Raw genomic sequence first — 21539 nt, forward strand, 5'->3', positions numbered from 1 at the left:
TTCTCCAGAATGATGAAATGAAAACTTACAAAAACGGATAACCCTAAAGCTTCCGAGAAACTTGTTAATTATATCAAAAATTAAGACGATTAGTCTATTGAGATGGAAAGCGACTGTTGATTTTTGAGTATTCCAGCAGGCCTCGCCGAGGAAATAAATCTAGGCGGGTTAAATATTGCCTACAGAAATTTAGGCAAGAAGTAGATGCTTTGTCTTGCAGTCTGAATGGCGAGTCTAACGGTATCGGGAGCAGTGCCGCCAATATGTTTACGCGCTGCGACCGAGCCTTCCAGAGTTAGGTAGCCAAAAACATCATCAGTAACCAAGCTTGAAAAATGCTGTAACTCTGACAGGGGAAGTTCCGATAAATCGCGTTGAGTTTCTAATCCTAGGCGTACAGCTAGACCGACAACTTCATGTGCATCACGAAAAGCCATGCCTTTACGTACCAAATAATCGGCTAAATCGGTCGCCGTGGCAAAGCCGCGTTTAGCTGAATTATACATATTGGCTTTTTTGGCTTCGATATGGGGAACCATATCCGCATAAGCCCGCAAGCAATTAATTAAGGTATCGGCGGTATCGAATAACGGTTCCTTATCTTCCTGATTGTCTTTATTGTAAGCCAGAGGCTGGCTTTTCATCAGCATCAACAGAGAAACCAGGTGGCCGGTTACCCTGCCGGATTTGCCTCGAACCAATTCGGGTACGTCGGGGTTTTTCTTTTGCGGCATAATTGAAGAGCCGGTGCAAAAGGCATCGGGCATTTCAATAAAGTCGAACTGGGCGCTGGACCATAAGATTAATTCTTCAGAAAAACGCGATAAATGCATCATGATCAAGCTGCCTGCTGCGGTAAACTCAATCGCAAAATCACGGTCGCTGACCGAGTCCAGCGAATTGGCTGACGGACGGCTAAAACCGAGTAAATCAGCAGTCATCTGACGGTCTATCGGGTAACTGGTTCCAGCCAATGCCGCTGAACCCAGTGGCATGATGTTGACGCGCTTGCAGCAATCCTCAAGTCTTTCCCTATCGCGGCTTAGCATTTCGAACCATGCCATCAAGTGATGGCCAAAGGTAATCGGCTGGGCGACCTGCAAATGCGTAAAGCCCGGCATGATGGTGTCGGCATGTTGTTCTGCCAAATCCAGAATGGCGGTTTGCAAGCGCGTGAGCTGAGTGGTAATTTGCTGGATTTCACTGCGCAGGTAAAGACGAATGTCCGTTGCCACCTGATCATTGCGGGAGCGCCCGGTATGCAGTTTTTTTCCGGCAATGCCGATTAAATCAGTCAGGCGGGCTTCAATGTTCATATGAACATCTTCCTGCTTGATCGACCAGACAAATTCGTCCTTAATGATTTCCCGGCTGATTTGGCCCAGACCATTAATAATGTCATCACGTTCCTGTTCGGTCAAAATGCCGCAAGAGCAAAGCATTTTTGCGTGGGCAATTGATCCTTCAATATCCTGCTGCGCCATACGCTGGTCAAAGTCGACAGAAGCGGTGAATACCTCGACAAAGGCATCGGTTGCTTGGGCAAATCGGGCGCTGGAAAGTTTGTCGGAATTAACGTTGGTCATGATAGTTTCATTATAAGTGGCTGTTATTAAAATTATACATCTAAAGCTTCCGCTCCTGCTAACGCTCCTTACCTACATCCCTGTAGGCAAAACTTCCGCTCCTAGGCACAATGATATGCGGCTCCTGCTTCGATACAGGCAATAATTCAAGTTCGATTAACCGTCATTAACTTACACGGGTTACAATAAGGCCATTTATTGTTAAAAATGAATGGTGTTCTTTTGACTGAAAAAATTATTCGTATTGCAACGCGCAGGAGTCCTCTGGCCTTGTGGCAGGCGGAGCACGTTGCAAAGCTGCTGGAGCGAACATTTCCGGGCTGCAGGACTGAGCTGGTTAAAATGACCACTCAGGGCGATAAGATCCTTGATGCACCTTTAGCCAAAATTGGCGGTAAGGGTTTGTTTGTTAAAGAACTCGAGCAAGGCATGTTGGACGGTTCTGCCGACATTGCGGTGCATTCCATGAAGGATGTGCCGGTAGAGTTTCCAGAGGGTTTGCATTTGTCAGCTATTTTGACCCGTGAAGATCCGACCGATGCTTTTGTTTCCAATCATTATCCGACCTTACAGGATTTACCGGCTAATGCCAGAATCGGCACCTGCAGCTTGCGCAGACAATGCCAAATTAAAGAGCTTTACCCCGATGCCGAGATATTGTCGTTAAGGGGAAATGTGAATACCCGTCTGTCCAAGCTGGACGCAGGCGAATACGATGCCATTATTCTGGCTTCAGCCGGATTAAAAAGATTGGGCATGGCAGAGCGTATTAGCCAATGCCTGGATATCGGCATCAGTTTGCCTGCGATCGGTCAGGGCGCTATAGGCATAGAATGTCGGGTTGATGATCTGGAAGTTAATCAGATGCTGAGCGTGTTGCATGATAGCGAAACGGGGCTATGTTTGGCGGCAGAAAGAGCCATGAGCGCGCGATTGAATGGCGGCTGTCAGGTGCCGATTGCCGGTTTCGCACGGTTGCAGGGTGAGAAACTGTTCATGCGCGGATTGGTCGGCAGTCCTGATGGTAGTGTGATCTATCGGTCTGAGCGGACAGGTGGACTGGATAAAGCTGAAGCTATCGGCACAATGATTGCCGAAGACTTATTGGCTCAAGGCGCAGATAAAATTCTGCAAGCGCTGTTTGACTGATTATGATTTTAAATGGCGCGCATGTTTTAGTGACGCGGCCTGAGCATCAGGCGGAAAACCTGAGCCATTTAATTGAACAGCGGGGTGGCATAGCCGTTCGGTTTCCAACGCTGGAGATTATTTCACTGGATGATGCCGAACCGATAAAAACTACGCTGGATAATCTGGATAGCTTCCACTGGGTTATTTTCATCAGTGCCAATGCAGTAAATTTTGCTCTAAAGGCGAATGGTGGCAAAATAAGATTCATGAAATCTGTGCGTTTTGCCGCAGTAGGGCAGTCAACGGCGCTGGCTATGAAAATGGCGGGGTTACCCGTCGATTTAGTGCCTGAAAAGACTTATAACAGTGAAGCGTTGCTGGCAATGCCACAGCTACAGCAGGTCGAAGGGCAGGATTTTTTAATCGTTCGTGGTAAAGGTGGACGCGAACAGCTGGCGACTACGTTACGCAGCAGAGGCGCAGCAGTTAACTATCTGGAAGTCTATAAAAGAATAATTCCCCGTATTGATAGTTCACCGGTTGTCGAGTTGCTTGCGCAACATCGCCTGGATGTCATTACCGTGACCAGTGCAGAAGCCTTGCAAAATTTGAATGTCATGCTGGATGAAAAAAACAACAAGCTATTGTCATTAATACCCTTGGTGGTAGTTAGCGATAGAATCAGGTGCATAGCCGCCGATATGGGATTTAATCGAATTACTGTGACCGATAGACCTATCGATACAGCAATTCTTGAGACAGTAATAACGTGTGTGACAGGGGAATAGAGTGGCCGAAGTGAGTGAACAACAAGAACAAAAGGTGAGTGAAAATAGCAGCAAAACTTCCGTTCCTGCTAACGCCCCTCGCAAGTCGCGTAGCGGGCTCTGGCTTGGCATCATTGTGCTGCTCATTATTATCAGTGTGGCAGGTGCCGGTTTTTATCTTTTTCAGCAATTACGCTCTCAACAGGATAATCTAGGTGGCGAAGTTAATAAAGGCGATATGCATCTAATCGAGCTGTCAAAACAGATTAGCGGTTATCAGATGCAACTTGCCGCCATGCAATCGCAATTGGCAACAGTAGAAGCTGATGTTGCCGGCAAAGATGCCCATTTTACCAAAACACTGGCGGATTTTTCGCGGCTGCATAGCGAAAAACTGGACAGCACACGGAATGAATTAAACAGCGCAATTTCGCAAGTACAGCGTCAATTAGGCAAGACCCGTAGCGACTGGTTAATTGCCGATGCGGAATATCTGTTAAGCGTAGCCAATCAACGCCTGCATTTAGTTGGCGATGTGAATACGACCTACGAAGCATTGGAAGCGGCGGATCAACGCCTGAGAGAAAGTGGCGATGCCGGGGTATTTAAAATACGCGAACAAATCGCCAAGGATATTACGGCAATCCGCAGTGTTGCCGTTGCCGATACTGTGGGTATTTATGCTTCGATTCAATCACTGCAAACCCAGGTCGATTCATTGGTCTTGTTTTTGCCGTATACAGGAAAAGCATTGACTGAACCCGAAGCAGTACAAGAGCCGACCGATAAGGCAGCTCATAATCTGCTTGACTCTGCAATAGATCAACTGGAAGGGATAGTCACTATCAGGCACACCGAACATCCGATTAAGGAAATATTAACACCGGAACAAGCCCAGTTTATTCGTGAGCAGTTAAGAGTAAAGCTGGAAATGGCCAAAATTGCCCTCGTTCAGCAACATCAGCAACTTTATCAATCGAGTCTGGCTGATGCAAAAAAATGGGCCGAGAAAAATTTTGCCCAGGACGCACAGACGAATAATTTTATTGCCGAACTGGACAAATTTAATGCCATTAAGATCCGCAGCCAGTTTCCCGACATCAGTCTGTCGCTGAAAATGCTTAGAGATATTACCAAGCTGAGACTGGACGCTGATAAAGCCATGCCGCAGGCTGAAAAAACCGAACCCGTTCAACTCGAAAAGCCTGTCGAAGCGGTAAAACCCGCAGAGGCAGCACCGCCCGCTGAGCCACCGGCGCGACAGCCGGTTGAAGCAGCACCTGCCGCACAATAATCCAGAGAGTACATGATGAAAAATATAATGTATTTTTTGGGTTCACTACTGGTTGCCATTATTGCCGCTTTTTTAGTCAATAAATGGCTGGGCGGATTTGAGAATCCCGGTTATGTCTTGATCGGCATAGGACATTGGTCCTTGGAAACATCGCTAATCGTTTTTGCGGTTAGCTTGATCATGGCGTTTTTTGTGTTTTATGTCTTCTTCAGATTTTTAGGCTGGTTGTTCAGATTGCCGGGCCAAGTTAAAAATCGAGGAAAAAACATTAAATTTAACCGTTCCCAGGAAGCCCTGATTGCAGGTCTGGTCGATTCTGCGGAAGGTAATTGGGAAAAAGCCGAAAAAGTATTGATCAAGCATGCCTCACAAAGTGGCGCTCCGTTGATTCATTATTTGACCGCAGCAAGAGCCGCACAGTCCCGTGGCGCGTTCGATAAAAGGGATGAATATCTGAAAAAGGCAGCAGATGGCGCGCCGGGTTCCGATGTGGCGATAGGCCTGACACAGGCAGAATTGCATTTGTCAGAAAAACAGTTCGGGCAAGCCCTGGAAACGCTGACACGTCTGCATTCCATCGATCCGACTCATGCCAGCGTATTAAAATTATTACACCAAGCCTATCAACAGGCCGGTGATTGGGAAGGCATTCGCAAACTGATTCCGTCATTGAACAACCATAAAGTGCTGATGGAAGCCGAGATAAAACTGCTGGAAACCGAAGCATTCAGCAAATTGTTAAAGCAGGCGGCCGAGCGAGGCAATGTCGAGGAAATTGAATTGCTATGGTCGGAAATTCCTAGTTACATAAGACAGATGAAGGGTGTTTCGGCTATCTATTTTGCCGCGATGATAGACGCAGGAGCAGGCGCAAAGGTTGAAGGCGGCTTGGCCAGAGCCTTGTCGACAACCTGGGATCAAACGCTGGTAGTGTTATTTGGCAATGTCCAGTCGCTTAATGTCGCAAGGCAGTTTGAAACTGCCGAGCAGTGGTTGCCTATGCACCCTAGGGATGCCGTGTTCCTGGCCGTATTGGGCAAGTTGAGCATGAAATGCGGCGATAAGCAAAAAGCCGAAACTTACCTGAACAAAAGCATCTCAATAGAGCCTACCGTTTCGGCTTATCAACTATTCGGCGATTTGCTGTTTGCCCAAGGCGATAAAGACCGGGCCAGCCAATGTTATAAACAGGGCCTGGAGCTGGCGTCCAGCGCGATTGTCAGTCGGATTGATTCAATATCCTGATAGTCTGGTAAGTAGTCGTTCAAAAGTCTTATTTACCACGAAGAGCACGAAGGACTATAGGCAGATATCGCAGCAGCAAATGTCTGCCCATGCCGATGTAAAGCACCTTGCAAATCAAAAAAATCATATCCCAACCTTTATTTAATCAGGGCAGGATATGACGATCTTTTACTTTATGGAGATAACATATGCTTGAATTCAGCATGATCATTATCACATTAAGCCCGCAAAGTCTTATGCTACCCCTATGAATATCATCGGCAGTTGGACGTGGAAAGGTTTAGGCGATGCGCTATTCAGTCCCAAAGCGACCGGCTTAGAAGTCAAGATCAACGAAGTCAATCAACGCTTGCCGATTCCCGTTTTTTGGCTGCTGGGCAAAACACAGGCCGGTAAAACCTCGCTGATTCGGGCATTAACCGGCAGCGATACGGCGGAAATCGGCAATGGTTTTCAGGCTTGTACAAAAAGATCGCGGTTTTACGATTTTCCATCATCCAGCCATCCGATGATGCGTTTTCTGGATACGCGCGGTTTGGGCGAAACGGCTTATGATCCCGGCGAAGACTTAGCCTGGTGTGCGAATCAGGCGCATTTATTGGTCGTGGTGCTGCGGGCGTTGGACATGAACCAAGCGGAGGTGGTCGATACTGTGCTGGCCATTCATCAGCAGCACCCGGACTGGCCTGTCATCGTGGTGCAAACCGCCTTGCACGAAGGCTATGCCGGCGATGCCGGGCATATTCAGCCGTATCCTTACCGACAAACACCATTTCCGTCGCAAGTGCCTCATGCGTTGGCGCAAGTGCTGTTACATCAACGCGACTGGTTCAAGTCGGTGCCCGTGCATTTTGTGCCGGTTGATTTCACGCTGCCTGAAGACGGTTTTGAGCCTGCCGATTACGGGCTGGATGCGTTATGGGACACGATTGAAAGGGTGTTGCCGGCGGGCGTGATCGGCTTATTGCGCGGTACCGAGCAGCATAAGGAATTGCTGGATTTTCATGCCCGACACGCTCATCCGCACTTGATCGGTTACGCGGTGCTTAATGTCGGCATGGGCGCGATTCCGCTGGCCGGTTTGCCGTTAGTGCTGGCCGTGCAGGCCAAACTGTTTCACAGCATCGCAACAATTTATGGCCTGGAATTGACCCGCAGACTCTATGCCGAATTTACCAGCCTGATCGGCGTCAGTGTCGGTATAGGATTATTGGGACGGGAACTGCTTAAATTTGTCCCTGTTTACGGTTCGGCGGTGGCGGGCGTTTATTCGGGAGCGATGACCTATGCACTGGGCAAGGCTTTTTGCGTGTATTTGTATGGCGTAAAACGAGGCGCATTACCTGACCATGCGACGTTAAAACAAGCTTACGACGAAGCCTTCGTCCATGCGCGTCAATTGCTCAAAAACAAGGGAACCTAGCTTATGCCGGTGTCTGTAACGCGCTTTGGAATTATGCTGGCGGTGGTGTTTTTAATGCCCTGGCTGGCGTTAATAGGCTTGGGCGGTTACTGGTTATGGCAACAGGGTTGGATTTATCAGGGCATGGGCATCTTATCGGCGAACATTGCGCTGGTCTATGGCCTGCTGCATTGGCGCAGTCATAGCGCAAAGCCGTTGTTAGTAGAGCCCATTGAGATTCAGCCTAATCCAAACTGGTCGGATAAAGCCCAACTGGCGTGGCAAGAACTTAAGCCATTAACCGAACGCTGGCAAACAGAATCGGATTTATTGACGAACTCAAGCAAAGCCTTAAAACTGACTAATGAAGTATTAACGCTGGTTGCGCGACACTTTCATGCCGATTCCAGATACCCTATTTTAGAGTTTCCGCTGCCGTATTTGCTCAAGCTGATTGTGTTGGTCTGCGAGGATATTCAGCACGATGTATTAGACAAAATTCCCGGTAGTCATGCGGTGAGAGTCGGCGATTTATTACGCGCCAAGCAGGCCGTCGATACCTTGAATAAACTTAAATCGGTTTTCAATGTCGGGAATTGGCTATTTAATTGGGCAGGCGCAGCGCTGGGTAAAGCACGCAGTGTATTATTCGACAAAGGGCTAAATACCGTTACCAATGAAATATCACAACGCTTGATTAGTGCTTATATTAACAAGCTCGGCTATTACGCGATCCAACTCTACAGCGGTCAATTAACCTTGGATGATATTGTCCCGACTGACAGATTAACCGCCGCCTCAAAACAAGACATTGCGGAAAGCGTAGCGCATAACCAGTCGATAGAGCCGCTTCGTCTACTTGTTTTAGGCCAAGTCAGCAGCGGTAAATCCAGCTTAATTAACGCCTTATTTGGCGAAATAAAAAGTGCGGAAGGATTCTTGCCGACCACCGCAGAAATTACCCCTTACCTGCTTGAGCGAGATGGCCTGCAACAAGCCATCATACTGGACAGCGCCGGTTATGGTGGCTTAATGCACGGCCAAGCACCTGAGGCATTAAAGCAAGAATGGGCAAAAGTCGATGTGATTTTAATGGTTTGCAATGCCGCGCAAGCCGCCCGCCAAGTCGATACGCAACAACTGAATGCTATTCGCCACTATTTCCAGGAGCAATGCCCCAATCAAGCCTTGCCGGTTATCATCGCGGTGGCGACGCATTGCGATCGTTTACGCCCGGTCCGTGAATGGAATCCTCCCTACAATATTCAACAACCGGACAACGCCAAAGCACACAGTATTCGACAGGCTTGTGAGGCGATGGCCCACGATTTGAGTTTATCACTGGACTGCATAGTCCCCGTTTGTCTTGCCCCTGAAAAACCGGCTTACAACATCGAAGACGGTTTGATGCCGCTGATTCACGAACATCTTAATGCGGCTCAAAGGGTGCGCTACTTGCGCTGTTTGCGTCAGCAGCAATCTGAAAATTACTGGCGGCAATGGCGAAAGCAGGCATTACGAGCGGGGCAAATTATTTTTAATCTCGGCAAGGATAAAAGTTAAGCCGCGTAAATACTCTGTTCAAAGCCAAACCTATTTCGCTGGTTTTTGGTTATCCGGCAGATGCCGGCATTGCATAAAAACGTGGAGAAAAGGGGCTGTCGCCCATTAATCCTTGATATTGCATCGCTAATTTAGGGTACTGCTGTGCTAATTTGAAGTGAGGTAACGACGCTCAGCGTGAGAATGCTATAAATCAGTTTAATCATCAACTGTTAGGCCTGTTTTATTCACAGGTGTAGAATGCACAAACACTTTCATCTTTGGAGGCATCATGAATTTTCATATTGAATATGAGCGTGAAGACGATGGACGCTGGTTGGCAGAGGTTCCCGAAATTCCCGGCGTATTAACTTATGGCGCTACTGCTGAAGAGGCAATGGCCAAAGCTGAAATACTAGCCCTTCGCGCACTGGCCGAGCGCATCGAAACAGGGGAAAACCGTCCCATGCCAATCAACATTGAACTCGTTGCCGCATGAGTCAATGGCCTTCGGCAAAGGCCAAACGTGTTCTTGCCGCGCTGCTTAGCATCGGCTGGGAAATCAAGCGTCAATCAGGATCGCATCTCACATTAGCTCGAACCGGCTGGCCCGATTTCGTATTCGCTTTTCATAACAGCGAAGAAATCGGTCCTCGTATGCTGGCTCGCATTTCCAAACATACCGGGTTGAAGCCTAGCGACTTGTAGTACGGAGAAGCAGTAGTATTGCTGGGTGTTCCAGTTTGTCGAGCTGTTGTGCCGGAATAAGCCTACAGGACTACCATTATCAGAATGGCAAATCGGCATCCATTGTGGTCACAGGCTGAAGATCGTACTTTATCTTAGTCTCAAGTGACTTAATGAAGCGGATCGAGCTGGCAACGTGATTGAAAATTAACAGGCTTTCCTCGTAATTGAGAATTGGATTGTCATGCGCAAGGCTTTTGTTGTTTCGGACATCATTGAAAGCTTCCAGTACTGAAATACTGGATTTAATGATTCGTTCCGTCATCAAGGATTCGAGGTGGCCTGCATCTCGAAGGCGCTTCACATACTCACCAAAAATGCTATGCAGAGCCTTGTCTCGATTGACCTCAATGCCTCGCATTTCGCAAAGTGTGCGAACATACTTAATAACAAAGGTATGCAGTCTATCCAGCGCAGCCTCTGGCTGATTCTTCTCGATGGCTTCACGGATATGCTGTGCAACCGTTTCGAAATCACGTTCATCCACGGTGGCCGTTAATGCGTCCAGTTCAGCTACAGGTGTATCAAGCAATAAGCGTTTGGCAATCTTCCAACATTCATCGGTCAAACCTAATTCGTTAAACAAGCAGCTTTCAGATTGTCCGTACAGAATCATTGCCTCAATGATCTTGCCGACAACGTGATTGGCCTCAATAGACCAAAAACAACGCAAGCGATTTGCCTTGGACGTGCCACGCTCTCGGTAGGTGTCCGCGTCAATGTCGAAACGAGTGTGCTCGTCAAAGAATTCGCCGAATGTGCGATCAGAGAAGTTCAGCACGTAACCACTGCTCATGCAGAAGAGCCGTTCTAATTTGCGTCGTTCAATAGATGAGATGTCAGACATTAATTTCTTTCCGTGTTTTTATTTAAGTTGCTCTACATGAGTCCAAGCACGTTGAGTGACGCTAAACTTCTCTATGGTTTATTCGAAAGTCACCGGCCATTTTCTTGCCGTATGAAAAACGGCCAAAATCTGAATTTGGTTTTCTTGCACACGATACGGCAAAATGTATTGGGTTCCAGTAATAACCAATTCGCGCGTTTCATCGATGCGGCCAATCCGTCCTAGGAGCGGGTTGTCTTGAAGTAGAATGGCTTGTTCTTTAATTTCGGAAAGTAATATGTGGGCGGCGTTCGGGTTTTCTTCGGCAATATAGAGAAAGATGTCGCGTAAATCTTGGCGGGCCGGTTCGGATCAGACGATTTTCACGAGTTAGCTTTTGTTTTACGTTCAATCAAGTCTTCTATTTCTTTCATGACATCGTCATGGTCGATTAATTCGCCTCGATTTGCCGCAGCGATGCCTTGGGTGATTTTCGCAACTTGCCAAGCGTGTGTTTCCAGGTATTCCTTTATGGCTAAATTGACTAGGTCATTCCGCGATTTATCTAGCGATCCAGCTAGGTCGTCCAGTTTATGTACGATTTCTGTTTCAGCTCTAATAGTAAATGCTTCGGTTGCCATTATTGCCACTCCGGTTTATTGAGGATTGTTTATGATCATATAGCATGATTTATAGTTATGCCAGAACTGAACGAACGGATTGATAGCTGGCCCTAAGTAATCTACAAAGCACGTCATCCCGGCAGATTGTCGGGATCCAGAAGCCAAGGATGGTAATGCTAAATCGGGCCACAAGTCTTGTGAAGGGGCTCACGCAGTTCATTTGTCACGCGAGACTACTTTTTGATCTGTCGTTCACATCCCTGTGCTCTGGATTCCGGCAATCCCTGCCGGAATGACGGCGATATATGATGCCTATCTATGCTTTGGCAGACAATCCAACTGCTCGCACTTATGAGTTGAATCTAAGATTTAAAACAAAGTATCCCACATCTCATCCACTTTTTTGATCACCTCCGGCGACATAACAATCGTTCTGCCCCATTCCCGGTTGGTCTCACCGGGCCATTTATGGGTCGCGTCAAAGCCCACCTTGGAGCCTAGGCCTGAAACCGGCGAGGCGAAATCGAGATAATCAATCGGCGTGTTTTCCAGTATGGTCAAATCCCTGGCGGGGTCCATGCGGGTGGTCATCGCCCAGATCACGTCCTGCCAGTTGCGGACATCGATATCGTCATCGACGACGATCACAAACTTGGTGTACATGAACTGGCGCAGGAACGACCAAGTGCCCAGCATCACGCGTTTGGCGTGACCGGCGTACTGCTTTTTCATGCTGATCACGGCCATGCGGTACGAGCAGCCTTCCGGGGGCAGGTAAAAATCGACGATTTCCGGGAATTGTTTTTGCAGAATGGGCACGAAGACCTCGTTTAACGCAACGCCCAGGATGGCCGGTTCGTCGGGCGGCCTGCCGGTGTAAGTGCTGTGATAGATCGGCGCCTGGCGTTGGGTGATCCGTTCGATCGTGAACACCGGAAAATCGGCGACTTCGTTGTAATAGCCGGTGTGGTCGCCGTAAGGACCTTCAGCGGCGAATTCATTGGGGTAGATAAAGCCTTCCAGCACGATTTCAGCGCTGGCCGGAACCTGCAAATCGTTAATCAGCGATTTGGCGACTTCGGTTTTGCTGCCGCGCAATAAACCGGCGAACGCATATTCGGACAGGGAGTCCGGCACCGGCGTGACGGCGGCCAATATCGTTGCAGGATCTGCGCCCAGGGCCACGGAAACAGGGAAGGGCTTACCGGGATGGGCGGCCTGGAATTCCTTGAAATCCAGTGCGCCGCCCCGGTGCGCCAGCCAGCGCATGATGACTTTGTTTTTGCCGATGACCTGCATGCGGTAAATGCCCAAATTCTGCCGGTCTTTATTCGGGCCTTTGGTAATGACCAGCGGCCAGGTAATCAAGGGTGCTGCATCTTCAGGCCAGCAGGTTTGGATAGGGTAATCGCCGAGATCAATCTCATCGCCTTCCCGAACCAGTTCCTGGCATGGCGGGGAGCTGATTATTTTAGGCGCCATGTTCAGCACTTGCTTGAACACCGGGAATTTCTCCCAGGCGTCTTTCATGCCTTTGGGCGGCTCGGGTTCTTTCAGGTAAGCGAGCAGTTCGCCGATGCCGCGCAACTCGGTGACGGAGTCAGCGCCCATGCCCATAGCGACGCGGCGCGGCGTACCGAACAGGTTGGCCAGCACCGGAATATTTGCGCCTTTGGGATTTTCAAACAGCAGCGCGGGGCCGCCCATTTTTAAGGTGCGGTCGCAGATTTCGGTCATTTCCAGATAGGGATCGACTTCGACGGTGATGCGTTTTAGTTCGCCCTGTTTTTCCAGTTGCTTGATAAAGTCGCGCAGGTCTTTGTAGATCATGCCGCGATGCCGTTATGTCTGAGTAAGGCATCAATGTTGGGTTTGCGGCCGCGGAAGTTGATAAATAATTCCATCGCGTTCTGGCTGCCGCCTTTTTCAAGGATGTTGGTCAAAAAGGCTTTGCCGGTTTCCTGGTCAAAGATGCCTTTTTCTTCAAACAGCGAAAAAGCGTCGCTGGACAACACTTCCGCCCATTTGTAGCTGTAATAACCCGCTGCGTAGCCGCCCGCAAAAATATGTGAAAAGCTGTGCGCAAAGCGGTTGAATTTTGGCGGGCGGACAACGGCGACTTGTTCCCTGACTTGTTCCAGGATTTCATAGATGCGACCGCCTTTTTCAGGGTCGTAGTCGCGGTGGATTCGGAAATCGAACAGGCTAAATTCCAGTTGCCTGACCATGATCATGCCGGCCTGGAAATTTTTTGCCGCGATCATTTTATCAAACAAGGCATCCGGCAATTTTTCGTCGGTTTGATAATGGCCGGACATCAGCGCCAGCGCTTCCTTTTCCCAGCACCAGTTTTCCATGAACTGGCTGGGCAGTTCGACCGCATCCCATTCCACGCCGTTAATGCCGGAGACGCCCAGATGATCGACCTGGGTGAGCATATGGTGCAAGCCGTGGCCGAATTCATGGAACAGCGTGGTAACCTCGTCATGGGTCAGCAATGCTGGTGTATCGCCGGTCGGCGGCGTAAAGTTGCAGGTCAGGTAGGCGACCGGGGTTTGAATGGTGTCGTCGAATTTATCGCCAGGGATGGTGTGTATGCCGTCAGCCAGTTGGGAACTGGCGCGGCGCTTGCGGCTGACGCAGTCGTCCATCCAGGCGCCGCCGCGTTTTTTGGCGCGGGCGTAAAGGTCGAGATAAAACTGGCCGCGCAGCTGGCCGTGTTTGTCATGAATCTCGAAAAAGCGCACATCGGGATGCCAGCTGTCAAAGCCAGTAAGCTCGGATATTTGCAGGCCGTACAGTTTTTCGACGATCGCAAACAGGCCGGGCAGGACGCGGGTGATCGGAAAGTAGGTTTTAACTTCTTCCTGCGACAGCTGGTAAAAATGCTGGCGCATTTTTTCCGAAAAATAGGCCATATCCCAGGATTGCAGGTCGTTAATGCCGTAGTGCTGTTTGGCGAACTCGCGCAGTTCGGCCAAGTCCTTGCGTGCATGTCGCCAGGATCGGTCGGCCAAATCTTCCAGGAAATCGGTCACATCATCCGGCTTTTCAGCCATTTTGGCCGCCAGCGACAGTTCCGCGTAGTTGTTGAACTCCAGCAAACGGGCTTTTTCGTGGCGCAAGGCCAGGATTTTTTCCATGTTTTCGCTGTTATCCCACTGTTCTGCATGCGGACCTAGCTCTGACGCGCGGGTTGCGAAGGCTTCATAGTGTTCGCGGCGCAATTCGCGGTTGTCGGCGTAAGTCATCACCGAAATGTAGGATGGAAATTGCAGCGTGATCATCCAGCCGCTTTCGTTATGGCTTGCGGCGGTCTGTTTGGCTTGGGCCAAAGCGGATTCAGGCAGTCCGGCCAGATCCTGTTCGTCCCTGATCAGCTTGCTCCAGGCATTGGTGGCATCCAGCAGGTTTTCTTCGTAGTTGCTGGCCAGAGCGGATAATTCCTGGCTGATGTCCTTGTAGCGCTGCTTTTTTTCATGATCCAGATCGATGCCGGACAGTTTGAAATCTCTTAACGCGTTGCGGATGATTTTCTGCTGGGCGGTGTCCAATGTTGCAAATTCATCGCTGTCGGCGATAAAACGATAAGCCTTAAACAAGGCTTCGTTTTGGCCCATTTCAGTCGAATAGGCGCTGAGCTTGGGCAGGCAGGCGTTGTACGCGTCGCGCAGCTCGTCGCTGTTGACCACCGAATTCATGTGGCTGACCGGAGACCAGGCTTTGTTGAGCTTATCGTCGACATCTTCCAAGGGTTCGATCAGGTTTTTCCAGGTGTAGTATTGTGTGGCTTGAAGATGCTGATCAACGGACGAGCGGGCTTCGGCCAAGAGTTGGTCGATGGCCGGGACTACGTGTTCCGGTTTAATCTGGGAAAACAGCGGCAGTGTGGTGTTAGCTAATAAAGGATTATTCATAGTGGTATCAGGAAAGAAAGTTCATGGCTGCATTGATGCGATGCTTGGCTTTGTGCAGTACGTCCAAAGAAAAGTCGGGGTTAGTTTGTTGTTTATTGGTTTTCTGGCCGAGTCTGAAAATACGGAAGCCTGAACATAGCTTAGTGCAGTGTGAGCCAGTTGCTCTACATAGGCATCGTCCATGTCCCGGAGTAGAGCCGGCTTTTTTAGCGTGGTCGGCGATAGTTTTTTATGTTCGGTGAAGACGGATTCCGAACAGCTAAGTAGGCTATTTGGATGATCGGGGGAAGTGATGTCTGGTTTTTTTTCCGGGGCAATACGCTTGCGGCGCTTGGAAAATAGTTTGGTAAACCCATTCATGATGACATTACTAATAAATTTAGTTGGCTGGAAAGTATGCGATTTGGTATTTTATAAGAGTAATGGATTAATGATTTGAGTCGTGAGTGTCAAAAAATAGGGCTGTTTTGGATAGATGATCGTGCCAGCTGCGCTGATTTTTATCAATAAGAATCCATAAGATGCCGAGTCCCAAAACTCCCCATGAAAGAATGGCGATAGAGAAACGGAGCAAGGCCTGTTTCCAAGTGATGGGTTTTCTATCCAGGGTGAGTACTTTGATTTTCCACGCGCGCAGACCCAATGTTTGCCCGCCATGCGTCCAAAACCAGGCGTAAAAGAAGAAGCTGACTAGCAGTAGATAGAGGGGGAAAAAGAATTGTTGGGCTGTGAAAGCCTCGCCTGCATTTAAAGGTAGCAACAGTGCAGTCGCAACAAATAAAACAGCGATTAGCAACAATAGGTCGTAAAACATAGCTGCTAGGCGACGCAAAAAACCAGGCTTAGCAATGAGATAATTACCTGATTTTTGCCGTGTACTCTTTGTTGGTACGGCCAACTAAATTTTAAATAAGGTTAGTTTTTGACCAAAATACATGCACATCGCCATCAGTGCTCCCAGCATTACCAGAGAAAATAAGAATGGCGGTCTGTGAAACAGAAGAATGAAGAAATCTGTTGCAAAAAGGCTGGTGAACAAAGGTTGGTCAATTAAGCCATTAAGAATCTTTTTGAACATAACAATTCCAGTCAAGCACGCTAATGATTGTGCGAATGTTTAAAAAATGGTTGTCTGACTTTTATCCAGTGTGGGCAATATGATCTAAATCAGCATTGCGGGTAAAAAATCAGAGTGGTAATTTTACTCCATTCAAAAGGGGAATGTAAAAGAAACTTGCGGATTGGGTTAGAATTCATTAGCAATGATATAATCAACAAAATTAGAAAAATAATGCAGGGTGTAAAGACTATTTTAAACTTCTTTAAAAAAATTATTAGTTCAGTCAGAAATGAAACTGAACCGGTCGCCGCACAAGTCAAAATATATTCGCGCGCAGAACATAATATTTCACGATCCCAGATCAGTGAGAACGCGCTGAAGGTTTTGTATCGTCTGCAAAGGGAGGGTTACGAAGCTTATCTGGTCGGCGGCTGTGTGCGCGATTTGTTGTTGGGACGAGAGCCTAAGGATTTCGACGTCGTCACCAATGCGGATCCTGATCAGGTTAGAAAAGTATTCCGCAACTGCCGATTAATCGGGCGCCGGTTTCGTCTGGCGCATGTGCATTTTGGCCGGGAAATTATTGAAGTTGCGACTTTTCGAGGTGCGGGAGAAGAGCAAGACGACAATCAGGTGCTCAACAAGGAAGGGCGTTTATTAAGGGATAATGTCTACGGTACGATTGAGGAAGATGTTTGGCGTAGGGATTTTACCGTTAATGCGCTCTACTACAATATTAAAGATTTTTCGGTAGTGGATTTTGTCGGCGGCATGGCTGACCATAAAACCGGTACGCTCAGACTGATCGGTAATCCCGAAATGCGTTTTCGTGAAGACCCGGTGCGCATGTTGAGGGCGGTGCGTTTTGCCGTTAAACTCGGCTTCAAGCTGGATCAAGAATGCGAAAAAGCGATACACAATGATGCGCAGTTACTGGCCAGCATACCGTCCGCCCGGCTTTATGATGAAGCGATAAAGTTATTTTTATTCGGCTATGCACTGCAAACTTTTGAAATGCTCAGGCATTACGGGCTTTTCCAGGTACTGTTTCCGTCCACAGAAAACAGTTTGGCAGTCGAAGAAAACGGTTTCCCCCGGTTGTTGTTGATTAAAGCGCTGGAAAATTCGGATAACAGGATAGCCGAGGGCAAAACGGTTACTGCTTACTTTTTATTGGCGGCTTTTTTATGGGAACCGGTGCAGATGCTGGCCAAAGAAAAAATGAAGCAAGGCGAGGTCGAATATGTTGCCTATCAGGATGCGGCCAGTGAAATCATTGCCAGGCAGATTAGAAGTACGGCTCTCCCTCGTCATATCAGCATGGCTATGCGTGAGGTTTGGAATATGCAGCCCAAATTCAATGCGCGTATTGGCTCCAAACCCAGTCGCTTAATCGGGCACCCTCGCTTTAGAGCGGGTTATGATTTTTTATTGTTGCGTTCCGAGACAGGAGGGGCGGATCCGGAGTTGGCTGCATGGTGGGCTCGATATCAGAATGCCAGTGAAAATGAACAAAGAAAAATGACTCAACCTCCGCGCAATTCCCAAAGTAATAAGACAGGACGCAAAAGAAGCTACCATAGAAAGCCTAAAGACAGCGCGCCAAAAACAGAATCCTAATGTATTGAATCATGAAAAATCCAGTAACTGATTGGGTAGTCGCTTATATAGGTTTGGGCAGTAACCTGGCAAACCCTGTAGAGCAAATACAAGCAGCGCGCACTGCAATAACGCAGCTAGTCGGCGTGCAGGAATTGGCTTTTTCGAGTTTGTATCACAGCGCGCCTATGGGGCCGCAGGATCAGCCTGATTACGTTAATGCGGTGATGGGTGTTAAAACCGATTTGCCGCCGATAGATTTGCTACGTTGTCTGCAGCGCATCGAAAACGATCAGGGACGGGTCAGGAAATCTGAGCGCTGGGGAGCAAGAACGCTGGATTTGGATGTGTTGATCTATGGCGATCAGATTATTGAGCTGCCTGATTTAACAGTGCCTCATGTAGGCATTGCTGAACGGGCTTTTGTTTTGTATCCCTTGTATGAGATTGCTCCGCAATTGTTGGTGCCCGGAAAAGGCAATATTGCCGGTCTGCTTGCTAAGTGTCCTATGAATGAACTGAAGCGGCTAAAGGCTAGAGGCTAAAGGCTAAAGGCTAAAGGCTAAAGGCTAAAAAATTATGCGTCTCCCTTTGCCCTTTGCCTTTCGCCTTTTTATTAGTGTTTATTCGTCAAATCCATGTCAGCCGAGTGCTATTTTCTAATTTTTAAATAGTTTTAAAAATGAATCAATATCCTTCCACAGCTGCGCTAAAACCGTTGTCGATTAATGATCTGGCTACGATGAAACAACGCGGCGAGAAAATCTCTTGTTTAACCGCCTACGATGCCAGTTTTAGCGCATTAATCGACAAGGTAGGTGTCGATATGATGCTGGTGGGGGATTCTCTGGGTATGGTTATCCAGGGACACCATACAACGCTTCCGGTTACTATTAGGGACATGGTTTATCATGCCCGGTGCGTCAGCAATGCCAGACAGCGGGCGTTTATTGTCGCCGATTTTCCGTTTATGAGTTATACCACGCCTGTTAGTGCGGCTAAAAATGCGGCCAAATTAATGCAGCTTGGCGGCGCGCAAATGGTTAAGCTGGAAGGGCCGAGAATCGATTGCGTCAGTTTTCTTGTCGATCAGGGCATTCCGGTTTGCGGGCATTTGGGTTTGTTGCCGCAATCGATTAATCAATTGGGCAGTTATAAGGTTCAGGGCAAGGAAAGGGCGGCTGCCGAAAAAATGCTTGCCGATGCTCAGCAATTACAGCAAGCGGGCGCGGGACTGTTGGTATTGGAGTGCGTCCCGGCAACCTTGGCTAAGGACATCAGCGCACAGTTAACGATCCCCGTTATCGGTATCGGTGCCGGTGCAGACTGCGACGGGCAGGTGCTGGTGCTTTATGACATGCTCAATATCGGCACTATCAAGCGTCCGCGTTTTTCCAGGAATTTCATGAGTGACGCAGCGAATATCGAGGAGGCCATCCATGCCTATCATCAGGCGGTCAAACAATCCCTGTTTCCTGCTACTGAACATAGTTTTTAAGGTTTATGCGCATAGTTAATACCATAGCAGAATTACGCGATGCCGTTAGAGTATGGCGCTCAGCAGGACAGAGTATTGCATTGGTGCCGACGATGGGCAATCTGCACTCCGGGCATTTGGCGCTGGTGAATGACGCCCAAAAGAAGGCCGATCGGGTGGTGGTCAGTATTTTTGTCAATCCGACCCAGTTTGGTATTGGCGAGGATTTTGAGACTTATCCGCGTACCGAAGCTGAAGATCGGCAAAAGCTCAGTGCTTGCGGTGCGGATTTATTGTTCCAACCTGCTGTTTCAGCCGTTTATACATCGGATGCCAAAACGGTCGTATCGGTATCAGGCCTGTCTGAAGAGTATTGCGGCGCGTTTAGGCCGGGACATTTTGACGGCGTTGCAACAGTTGTTTGTAAGTTATTCAACATCGTGCAGCCGGATGTCGCCTTATTTGGCTTAAAAGATTTTCAGCAGTTGACGGTGATACGGACGATGGTCAGGGACTTGAATATTCCTGTTGAAATAGTTGGCGTAGCAACGGTTCGGGAGGCAAGCGGCTTGGCAATGAGTTCCAGAAACGGCTATTTAAGTGCCGAGGAGAAAACGACAGCCGCAAAACTTTATCAAACTTTATGTGTCGCGCGTGATGCTATTTTAGCAGGATCAGTGTCTTTTCAGGAAATAGAGCGCAAGGCGATGCAGTTTCTGCAGGAATCCGGTTTTCAGCCGGATTATTTTAGTGTGTGCAGGGTGAGCGATTTAAAAAAAGCAGACGAGGATGATGTGGAGTTGGTTTTGTTGGCGGCGGCGCGCTTAAGCAAAACCCGGCTAATCGATAATGTTTGTTTTTCCAGAAATCCCCAATCCCACTCAGAGGCTCTTTTGTCAAAGGGAGGCTGAGGGATTTAAAGGCTAAAAGTTGATGCATTGTCGCTATTAATGGATAATGCTCGGTTATCAAGGGTATTTATAGTGTTTTTTATTATGCAAATCACGATGCTTAAAGCGAAATTACATAGAGCTACGGTGACCCATTCAGAATTGGGTTATGAGGGTTCTTGTGCGATTGACGGCAATCTTCTCGATTTATCGGGTATCAGAGAATACGAGCAGATACAGATTTACAATGTCAATAATGGTGCGCGTTTTACCACTTATGCCATTCGTGCCGAAGCAGGATCGGGCTTGTTTTCAGTTAATGGCGCTGCTGCCCGCTTGGCGTGTCCCGGTGATCTGATTATTGTTTGTGCATTTGCCATAGTGGATCAAAAGGAAGCGGAAAGTCATAAACCTACCCTGATTTATTTTAATGAAAAGAACGAAGTTCAGCGTTCAGCCAGTTCCATCCCCGTTCAGGCTGCTTGATTTCCTGTCTTATCCCGCTGTATGAAAAAATATAGTGGGTAATCAACCCTAGTTTTCTGTAAAGCAAATACGTTCGTACTGAGAGTATTGTTTTGAATATATTCGCAGATTAAAATAAGTTATGCTTCAAAGCAATAGGTAGTATTACCAGTCGGGTGGGTTTTGACGCTTTTTACTGACTGGAAACCCATAGCGCTTTAAATCTTCACACACAACGTTCGGGTACGGATTGTTGTTGTCTTAGTCGACGATTGGTTAATTGTTGCTGCCGCTAAAAAGCGGCAGTAACAAGATAACGGCTTAGATATATCGCTGAAAAATCGAATAACGCTCTTTTTTCGAAGAAATATCCATTAGTTGTTGGCGTTATGCGCTTTCAAAAACATTAATTTCATTGCCGGCTTCAGTCAGCGTTGTGCTTTGATCAATTTGAACCAGCACTTTTTGTAGGCCTATTCTCTTTGTGCAGTTAATCACTAATGGCGATTTAATCGCACCTTTAATAGTCGATTGGTCAGATTCGTCCTTGTGTAGAATTATCAGAATAAGCGTGTCAGCGGTATCCTCAATTCCCAGCGTGGCTTCTTCTGCATCGTTTAATACAAAGTTGTAATTGATGTTGAAAATAGACGGCTGTGCAACTGAAAAGGTAAGGGATTCATCATCTAAGGATTGCAGCCAGAAAATGAGGGGATTGTCGCCTTCCTGATGAAATATAGTTTCTCAGGTAAATAATTTCCAAGCCACTACAGTAAAATTCACGCAGGGATTGCGAAATCTTCACGCATTTTCTTCATGACACACAAAACTTTACTGGCATCTTGCATATACGTCTTGAAAGTTGTTATGACGGAGTCATAAAGATCTTCGAAAGTTTTAAAATACTTCATGTGCGTTGAATCGCGTTTTGTATTTTTCCACAGTTTCTCGATGGGATTGTAATCAGG

23 protein-coding genes and 1 pseudogene are annotated in these 21539 nt (G+C 47.9%); 13 read left to right on the top strand and 11 right to left on the bottom strand.

The window, feature by feature from the left end; genetic code table 11:
• Window positions 1-179 precede the first annotated feature (179 nt).
• Window positions 180-1586, bottom strand: a complete 1407-nt coding sequence (argH, locus tag RW114_RS08835; RefSeq protein WP_340122385.1) for an argininosuccinate lyase — start codon at window positions 1584-1586, stop codon at window positions 180-182.
• 207 nt (window positions 1587-1793) lie between these two features.
• On the opposite strand from argH, the gene hemC reads away from it, so the two are divergent.
• The 8 genes from hemC to RW114_RS08875 all read left to right on the top strand — a co-directional run bounded on the left by hemC (window position 1794) and on the right by RW114_RS08875 (window position 9675).
• Window positions 1794-2735: a hydroxymethylbilane synthase gene (gene hemC, locus RW114_RS08840; RefSeq protein WP_422614798.1), complete on the top strand. Its 942-nt coding sequence runs from the start codon at window positions 1794-1796 to the stop codon at window positions 2733-2735.
• 2 nt (window positions 2736-2737) lie between these two features.
• Window positions 2738-3505: a uroporphyrinogen-III synthase gene (locus RW114_RS08845; protein ID WP_340122387.1), complete on the top strand. Its 768-nt coding sequence runs from the start codon at window positions 2738-2740 to the stop codon at window positions 3503-3505.
• 10 nt (window positions 3506-3515) lie between these two features.
• Entirely contained in the window at window positions 3516-4778 is a 1263-nt protein-coding gene (locus RW114_RS08850; protein ID WP_340122388.1) for a uroporphyrinogen-III C-methyltransferase, read from the top strand.
• 12 nt (window positions 4779-4790) lie between these two features.
• Window positions 4791-6023 carry a heme biosynthesis HemY N-terminal domain-containing protein gene (locus tag RW114_RS08855; RefSeq protein ID WP_340122389.1) on the top strand — a complete coding sequence of 411 codons (1233 nt, stop codon included), beginning with the start codon at window positions 4791-4793 and terminating at the stop codon, window positions 6021-6023.
• 247 nt (window positions 6024-6270) lie between these two features.
• Window positions 6271-7446, top strand: coding sequence for a YcjF family protein (locus RW114_RS08860; RefSeq protein ID WP_340122390.1), 1176 nt, complete (start codon window positions 6271-6273; stop codon window positions 7444-7446).
• Window positions 7447-7449: 3 nt separating this feature from the next.
• A complete protein-coding gene (locus tag RW114_RS08865) occupies window positions 7450-8988 on the top strand; it encodes a GTPase family protein (protein ID WP_340122391.1) in 1539 nt (512 codons plus the stop codon).
• A gap of 271 nt (window positions 8989-9259) precedes the next feature.
• Window positions 9260-9466 (top strand): type II toxin-antitoxin system HicB family antitoxin, encoded by a 207-nt coding sequence (locus RW114_RS08870; protein ID WP_340122392.1) that lies wholly within the window; start codon window positions 9260-9262, stop codon window positions 9464-9466.
• Complete coding sequence (locus tag RW114_RS08875) at window positions 9463-9675, top strand: type II toxin-antitoxin system HicA family toxin (protein ID WP_340122393.1); 213 nt, start codon at window positions 9463-9465, stop codon at window positions 9673-9675. The genes RW114_RS08870 and RW114_RS08875 overlap by 4 nt, the downstream gene beginning before the upstream one ends.
• Before the next feature lie 79 nt (window positions 9676-9754).
• Here the strand turns inward: RW114_RS08875 and RW114_RS08880 are convergent, their stop codons facing one another.
• The 8 genes and pseudogenes from RW114_RS08880 to RW114_RS08915 all read right to left on the bottom strand — a co-directional run bounded on the left by RW114_RS08880 (window position 9755) and on the right by RW114_RS08915 (window position 16158).
• Complete coding sequence (locus RW114_RS08880; protein ID WP_340122394.1) at window positions 9755-10561, bottom strand: abortive infection family protein; 807 nt, start codon at window positions 10559-10561, stop codon at window positions 9755-9757.
• Window positions 10562-10639: 78 nt separating this feature from the next.
• Window positions 10640-10900 (bottom strand): annotated as a pseudogene (locus RW114_RS08885) (type II toxin-antitoxin system RelE/ParE family toxin); the annotation flags it as partial.
• 23 nt (window positions 10901-10923) lie between these two features.
• Window positions 10924-11181 (bottom strand): CopG family ribbon-helix-helix protein, encoded by a 258-nt coding sequence (locus RW114_RS08890; RefSeq protein ID WP_340122395.1) that lies wholly within the window; start codon window positions 11179-11181, stop codon window positions 10924-10926.
• Window positions 11182-11532: 351 nt separating this feature from the next.
• Window positions 11533-12993, bottom strand: coding sequence for a 4-hydroxy-3-polyprenylbenzoate decarboxylase (gene ubiD / locus RW114_RS08895; RefSeq protein ID WP_340122396.1), 1461 nt, complete (start codon window positions 12991-12993; stop codon window positions 11533-11535).
• Window positions 12990-15080, bottom strand: a complete 2091-nt coding sequence (gene prlC / locus RW114_RS08900) for an oligopeptidase A (protein WP_340122397.1) — start codon at window positions 15078-15080, stop codon at window positions 12990-12992. Before prlC ends, ubiD begins: the two co-directional genes overlap by 4 nt.
• A 21-nt stretch (window positions 15081-15101) precedes the next feature.
• Window positions 15102-15440 carry a hypothetical protein gene (locus RW114_RS08905; RefSeq protein WP_340122398.1) on the bottom strand — a complete coding sequence of 113 codons (339 nt, stop codon included), beginning with the start codon at window positions 15438-15440 and terminating at the stop codon, window positions 15102-15104.
• A gap of 67 nt (window positions 15441-15507) precedes the next feature.
• Complete coding sequence (locus tag RW114_RS08910; protein WP_340122399.1) at window positions 15508-15978, bottom strand: RDD family protein; 471 nt, start codon at window positions 15976-15978, stop codon at window positions 15508-15510.
• Window positions 15979-16158: a hypothetical protein gene (locus tag RW114_RS08915; RefSeq protein WP_340122400.1), complete on the bottom strand. Its 180-nt coding sequence runs from the start codon at window positions 16156-16158 to the stop codon at window positions 15979-15981.
• A 213-nt stretch (window positions 16159-16371) separates the two neighbouring features.
• On the opposite strand from RW114_RS08915, the gene pcnB reads away from it, so the two are divergent.
• The 5 genes from pcnB to panD all read left to right on the top strand — a co-directional run bounded on the left by pcnB (window position 16372) and on the right by panD (window position 20592).
• Window positions 16372-17760 (top strand): polynucleotide adenylyltransferase PcnB, encoded by a 1389-nt coding sequence (gene pcnB, locus RW114_RS08920; RefSeq protein ID WP_340122401.1) that lies wholly within the window; start codon window positions 16372-16374, stop codon window positions 17758-17760.
• An 11-nt stretch (window positions 17761-17771) separates the two neighbouring features.
• The gene (gene folK / locus RW114_RS08925; RefSeq protein WP_340122402.1) at window positions 17772-18284 is read left to right on the top strand and encodes a 2-amino-4-hydroxy-6-hydroxymethyldihydropteridine diphosphokinase; all 513 of its coding nucleotides are present in this window, start codon (window positions 17772-17774) and stop codon (window positions 18282-18284) included.
• 137 nt (window positions 18285-18421) lie between these two features.
• Entirely contained in the window at window positions 18422-19237 is an 816-nt protein-coding gene (gene panB, locus RW114_RS08930; RefSeq protein WP_340122403.1) for a 3-methyl-2-oxobutanoate hydroxymethyltransferase, read from the top strand.
• A gap of 5 nt (window positions 19238-19242) precedes the next feature.
• Window positions 19243-20127: a pantoate--beta-alanine ligase gene (gene panC / locus RW114_RS08935; RefSeq protein WP_340122404.1), complete on the top strand. Its 885-nt coding sequence runs from the start codon at window positions 19243-19245 to the stop codon at window positions 20125-20127.
• A gap of 84 nt (window positions 20128-20211) precedes the next feature.
• Window positions 20212-20592, top strand: a complete 381-nt coding sequence (panD, locus tag RW114_RS08940) for an aspartate 1-decarboxylase (RefSeq protein WP_340122405.1) — start codon at window positions 20212-20214, stop codon at window positions 20590-20592.
• A gap of 366 nt (window positions 20593-20958) precedes the next feature.
• On the opposite strand, the gene fliW is transcribed toward panD, so the two are convergent.
• Together fliW and RW114_RS08950 are read right to left on the bottom strand one after the other, a co-directional pair.
• The gene (gene fliW, locus RW114_RS08945) at window positions 20959-21309 is read right to left on the bottom strand and encodes a flagellar assembly protein FliW (protein WP_340122408.1); all 351 of its coding nucleotides are present in this window, start codon (window positions 21307-21309) and stop codon (window positions 20959-20961) included.
• A gap of 41 nt (window positions 21310-21350) precedes the next feature.
• Window positions 21351-21539: hypothetical protein (locus RW114_RS08950; RefSeq protein ID WP_340122406.1), on the bottom strand; the 189-nt coding region annotated here is incomplete at its 5' end.

Origin of the sequence: Methylobacter svalbardensis, from assembly GCF_037671525.1 — a bacterium.
In the GTDB taxonomy this organism is placed as follows: domain Bacteria; phylum Pseudomonadota; class Gammaproteobacteria; order Methylococcales; family Methylomonadaceae; genus Methylobacter_A; species Methylobacter_A svalbardensis.

Excerpts from the sequence above, each read along its gene's own strand:
- RW114_RS08860 (WP_340122390.1), top strand. The coding sequence starts at position 6,271 with ATGAATATCATCGGCAGTTGGACGTGGAAAGGTTTAGGCGATGCGCTA.
- RW114_RS08855 (WP_340122389.1), top strand. The coding sequence starts at position 4,791 with ATGATGAAAAATATAATGTATTTTTTGGGTTCACTACTGGTTGCCATT.
- panC (WP_340122404.1), top strand. The coding sequence starts at position 19,243 with ATGCGCATAGTTAATACCATAGCAGAATTACGCGATGCCGTTAGAGTA.
- RW114_RS08870 (WP_340122392.1), top strand. The coding sequence starts at position 9,260 with ATGAATTTTCATATTGAATATGAGCGTGAAGACGATGGACGCTGGTTG.
- prlC (WP_340122397.1), bottom strand. The coding sequence starts at position 15,080 with ATGAATAATCCTTTATTAGCTAACACCACACTGCCGCTGTTTTCCCAG.
- RW114_RS08875 (WP_340122393.1), top strand. The coding sequence starts at position 9,463 with ATGAGTCAATGGCCTTCGGCAAAGGCCAAACGTGTTCTTGCCGCGCTG.
- folK (WP_340122402.1), top strand. The coding sequence starts at position 17,772 with ATGAAAAATCCAGTAACTGATTGGGTAGTCGCTTATATAGGTTTGGGC.
- RW114_RS08880 (WP_340122394.1), bottom strand. The coding sequence starts at position 10,561 with ATGTCTGACATCTCATCTATTGAACGACGCAAATTAGAACGGCTCTTC.
- argH (WP_340122385.1), bottom strand. The coding sequence starts at position 1,586 with ATGACCAACGTTAATTCCGACAAACTTTCCAGCGCCCGATTTGCCCAA.
- hemC (WP_422614798.1), top strand. The coding sequence starts at position 1,794 with ATGAATGGTGTTCTTTTGACTGAAAAAATTATTCGTATTGCAACGCGC.
- RW114_RS08915 (WP_340122400.1), bottom strand. The coding sequence starts at position 16,158 with ATGTTCAAAAAGATTCTTAATGGCTTAATTGACCAACCTTTGTTCACC.
- RW114_RS08845 (WP_340122387.1), top strand. The coding sequence starts at position 2,738 with ATGATTTTAAATGGCGCGCATGTTTTAGTGACGCGGCCTGAGCATCAG.
- ubiD (WP_340122396.1), bottom strand. The coding sequence starts at position 12,993 with ATGATCTACAAAGACCTGCGCGACTTTATCAAGCAACTGGAAAAACAG.
- RW114_RS08865 (WP_340122391.1), top strand. The coding sequence starts at position 7,450 with ATGCCGGTGTCTGTAACGCGCTTTGGAATTATGCTGGCGGTGGTGTTT.
- panB (WP_340122403.1), top strand. The coding sequence starts at position 18,422 with ATGAATCAATATCCTTCCACAGCTGCGCTAAAACCGTTGTCGATTAAT.
- RW114_RS08905 (WP_340122398.1), bottom strand. The coding sequence starts at position 15,440 with ATGAATGGGTTTACCAAACTATTTTCCAAGCGCCGCAAGCGTATTGCC.
- RW114_RS08890 (WP_340122395.1), bottom strand. The coding sequence starts at position 11,181 with ATGGCAACCGAAGCATTTACTATTAGAGCTGAAACAGAAATCGTACAT.
- panD (WP_340122405.1), top strand. The coding sequence starts at position 20,212 with ATGCAAATCACGATGCTTAAAGCGAAATTACATAGAGCTACGGTGACC.
- pcnB (WP_340122401.1), top strand. The coding sequence starts at position 16,372 with ATGCAGGGTGTAAAGACTATTTTAAACTTCTTTAAAAAAATTATTAGT.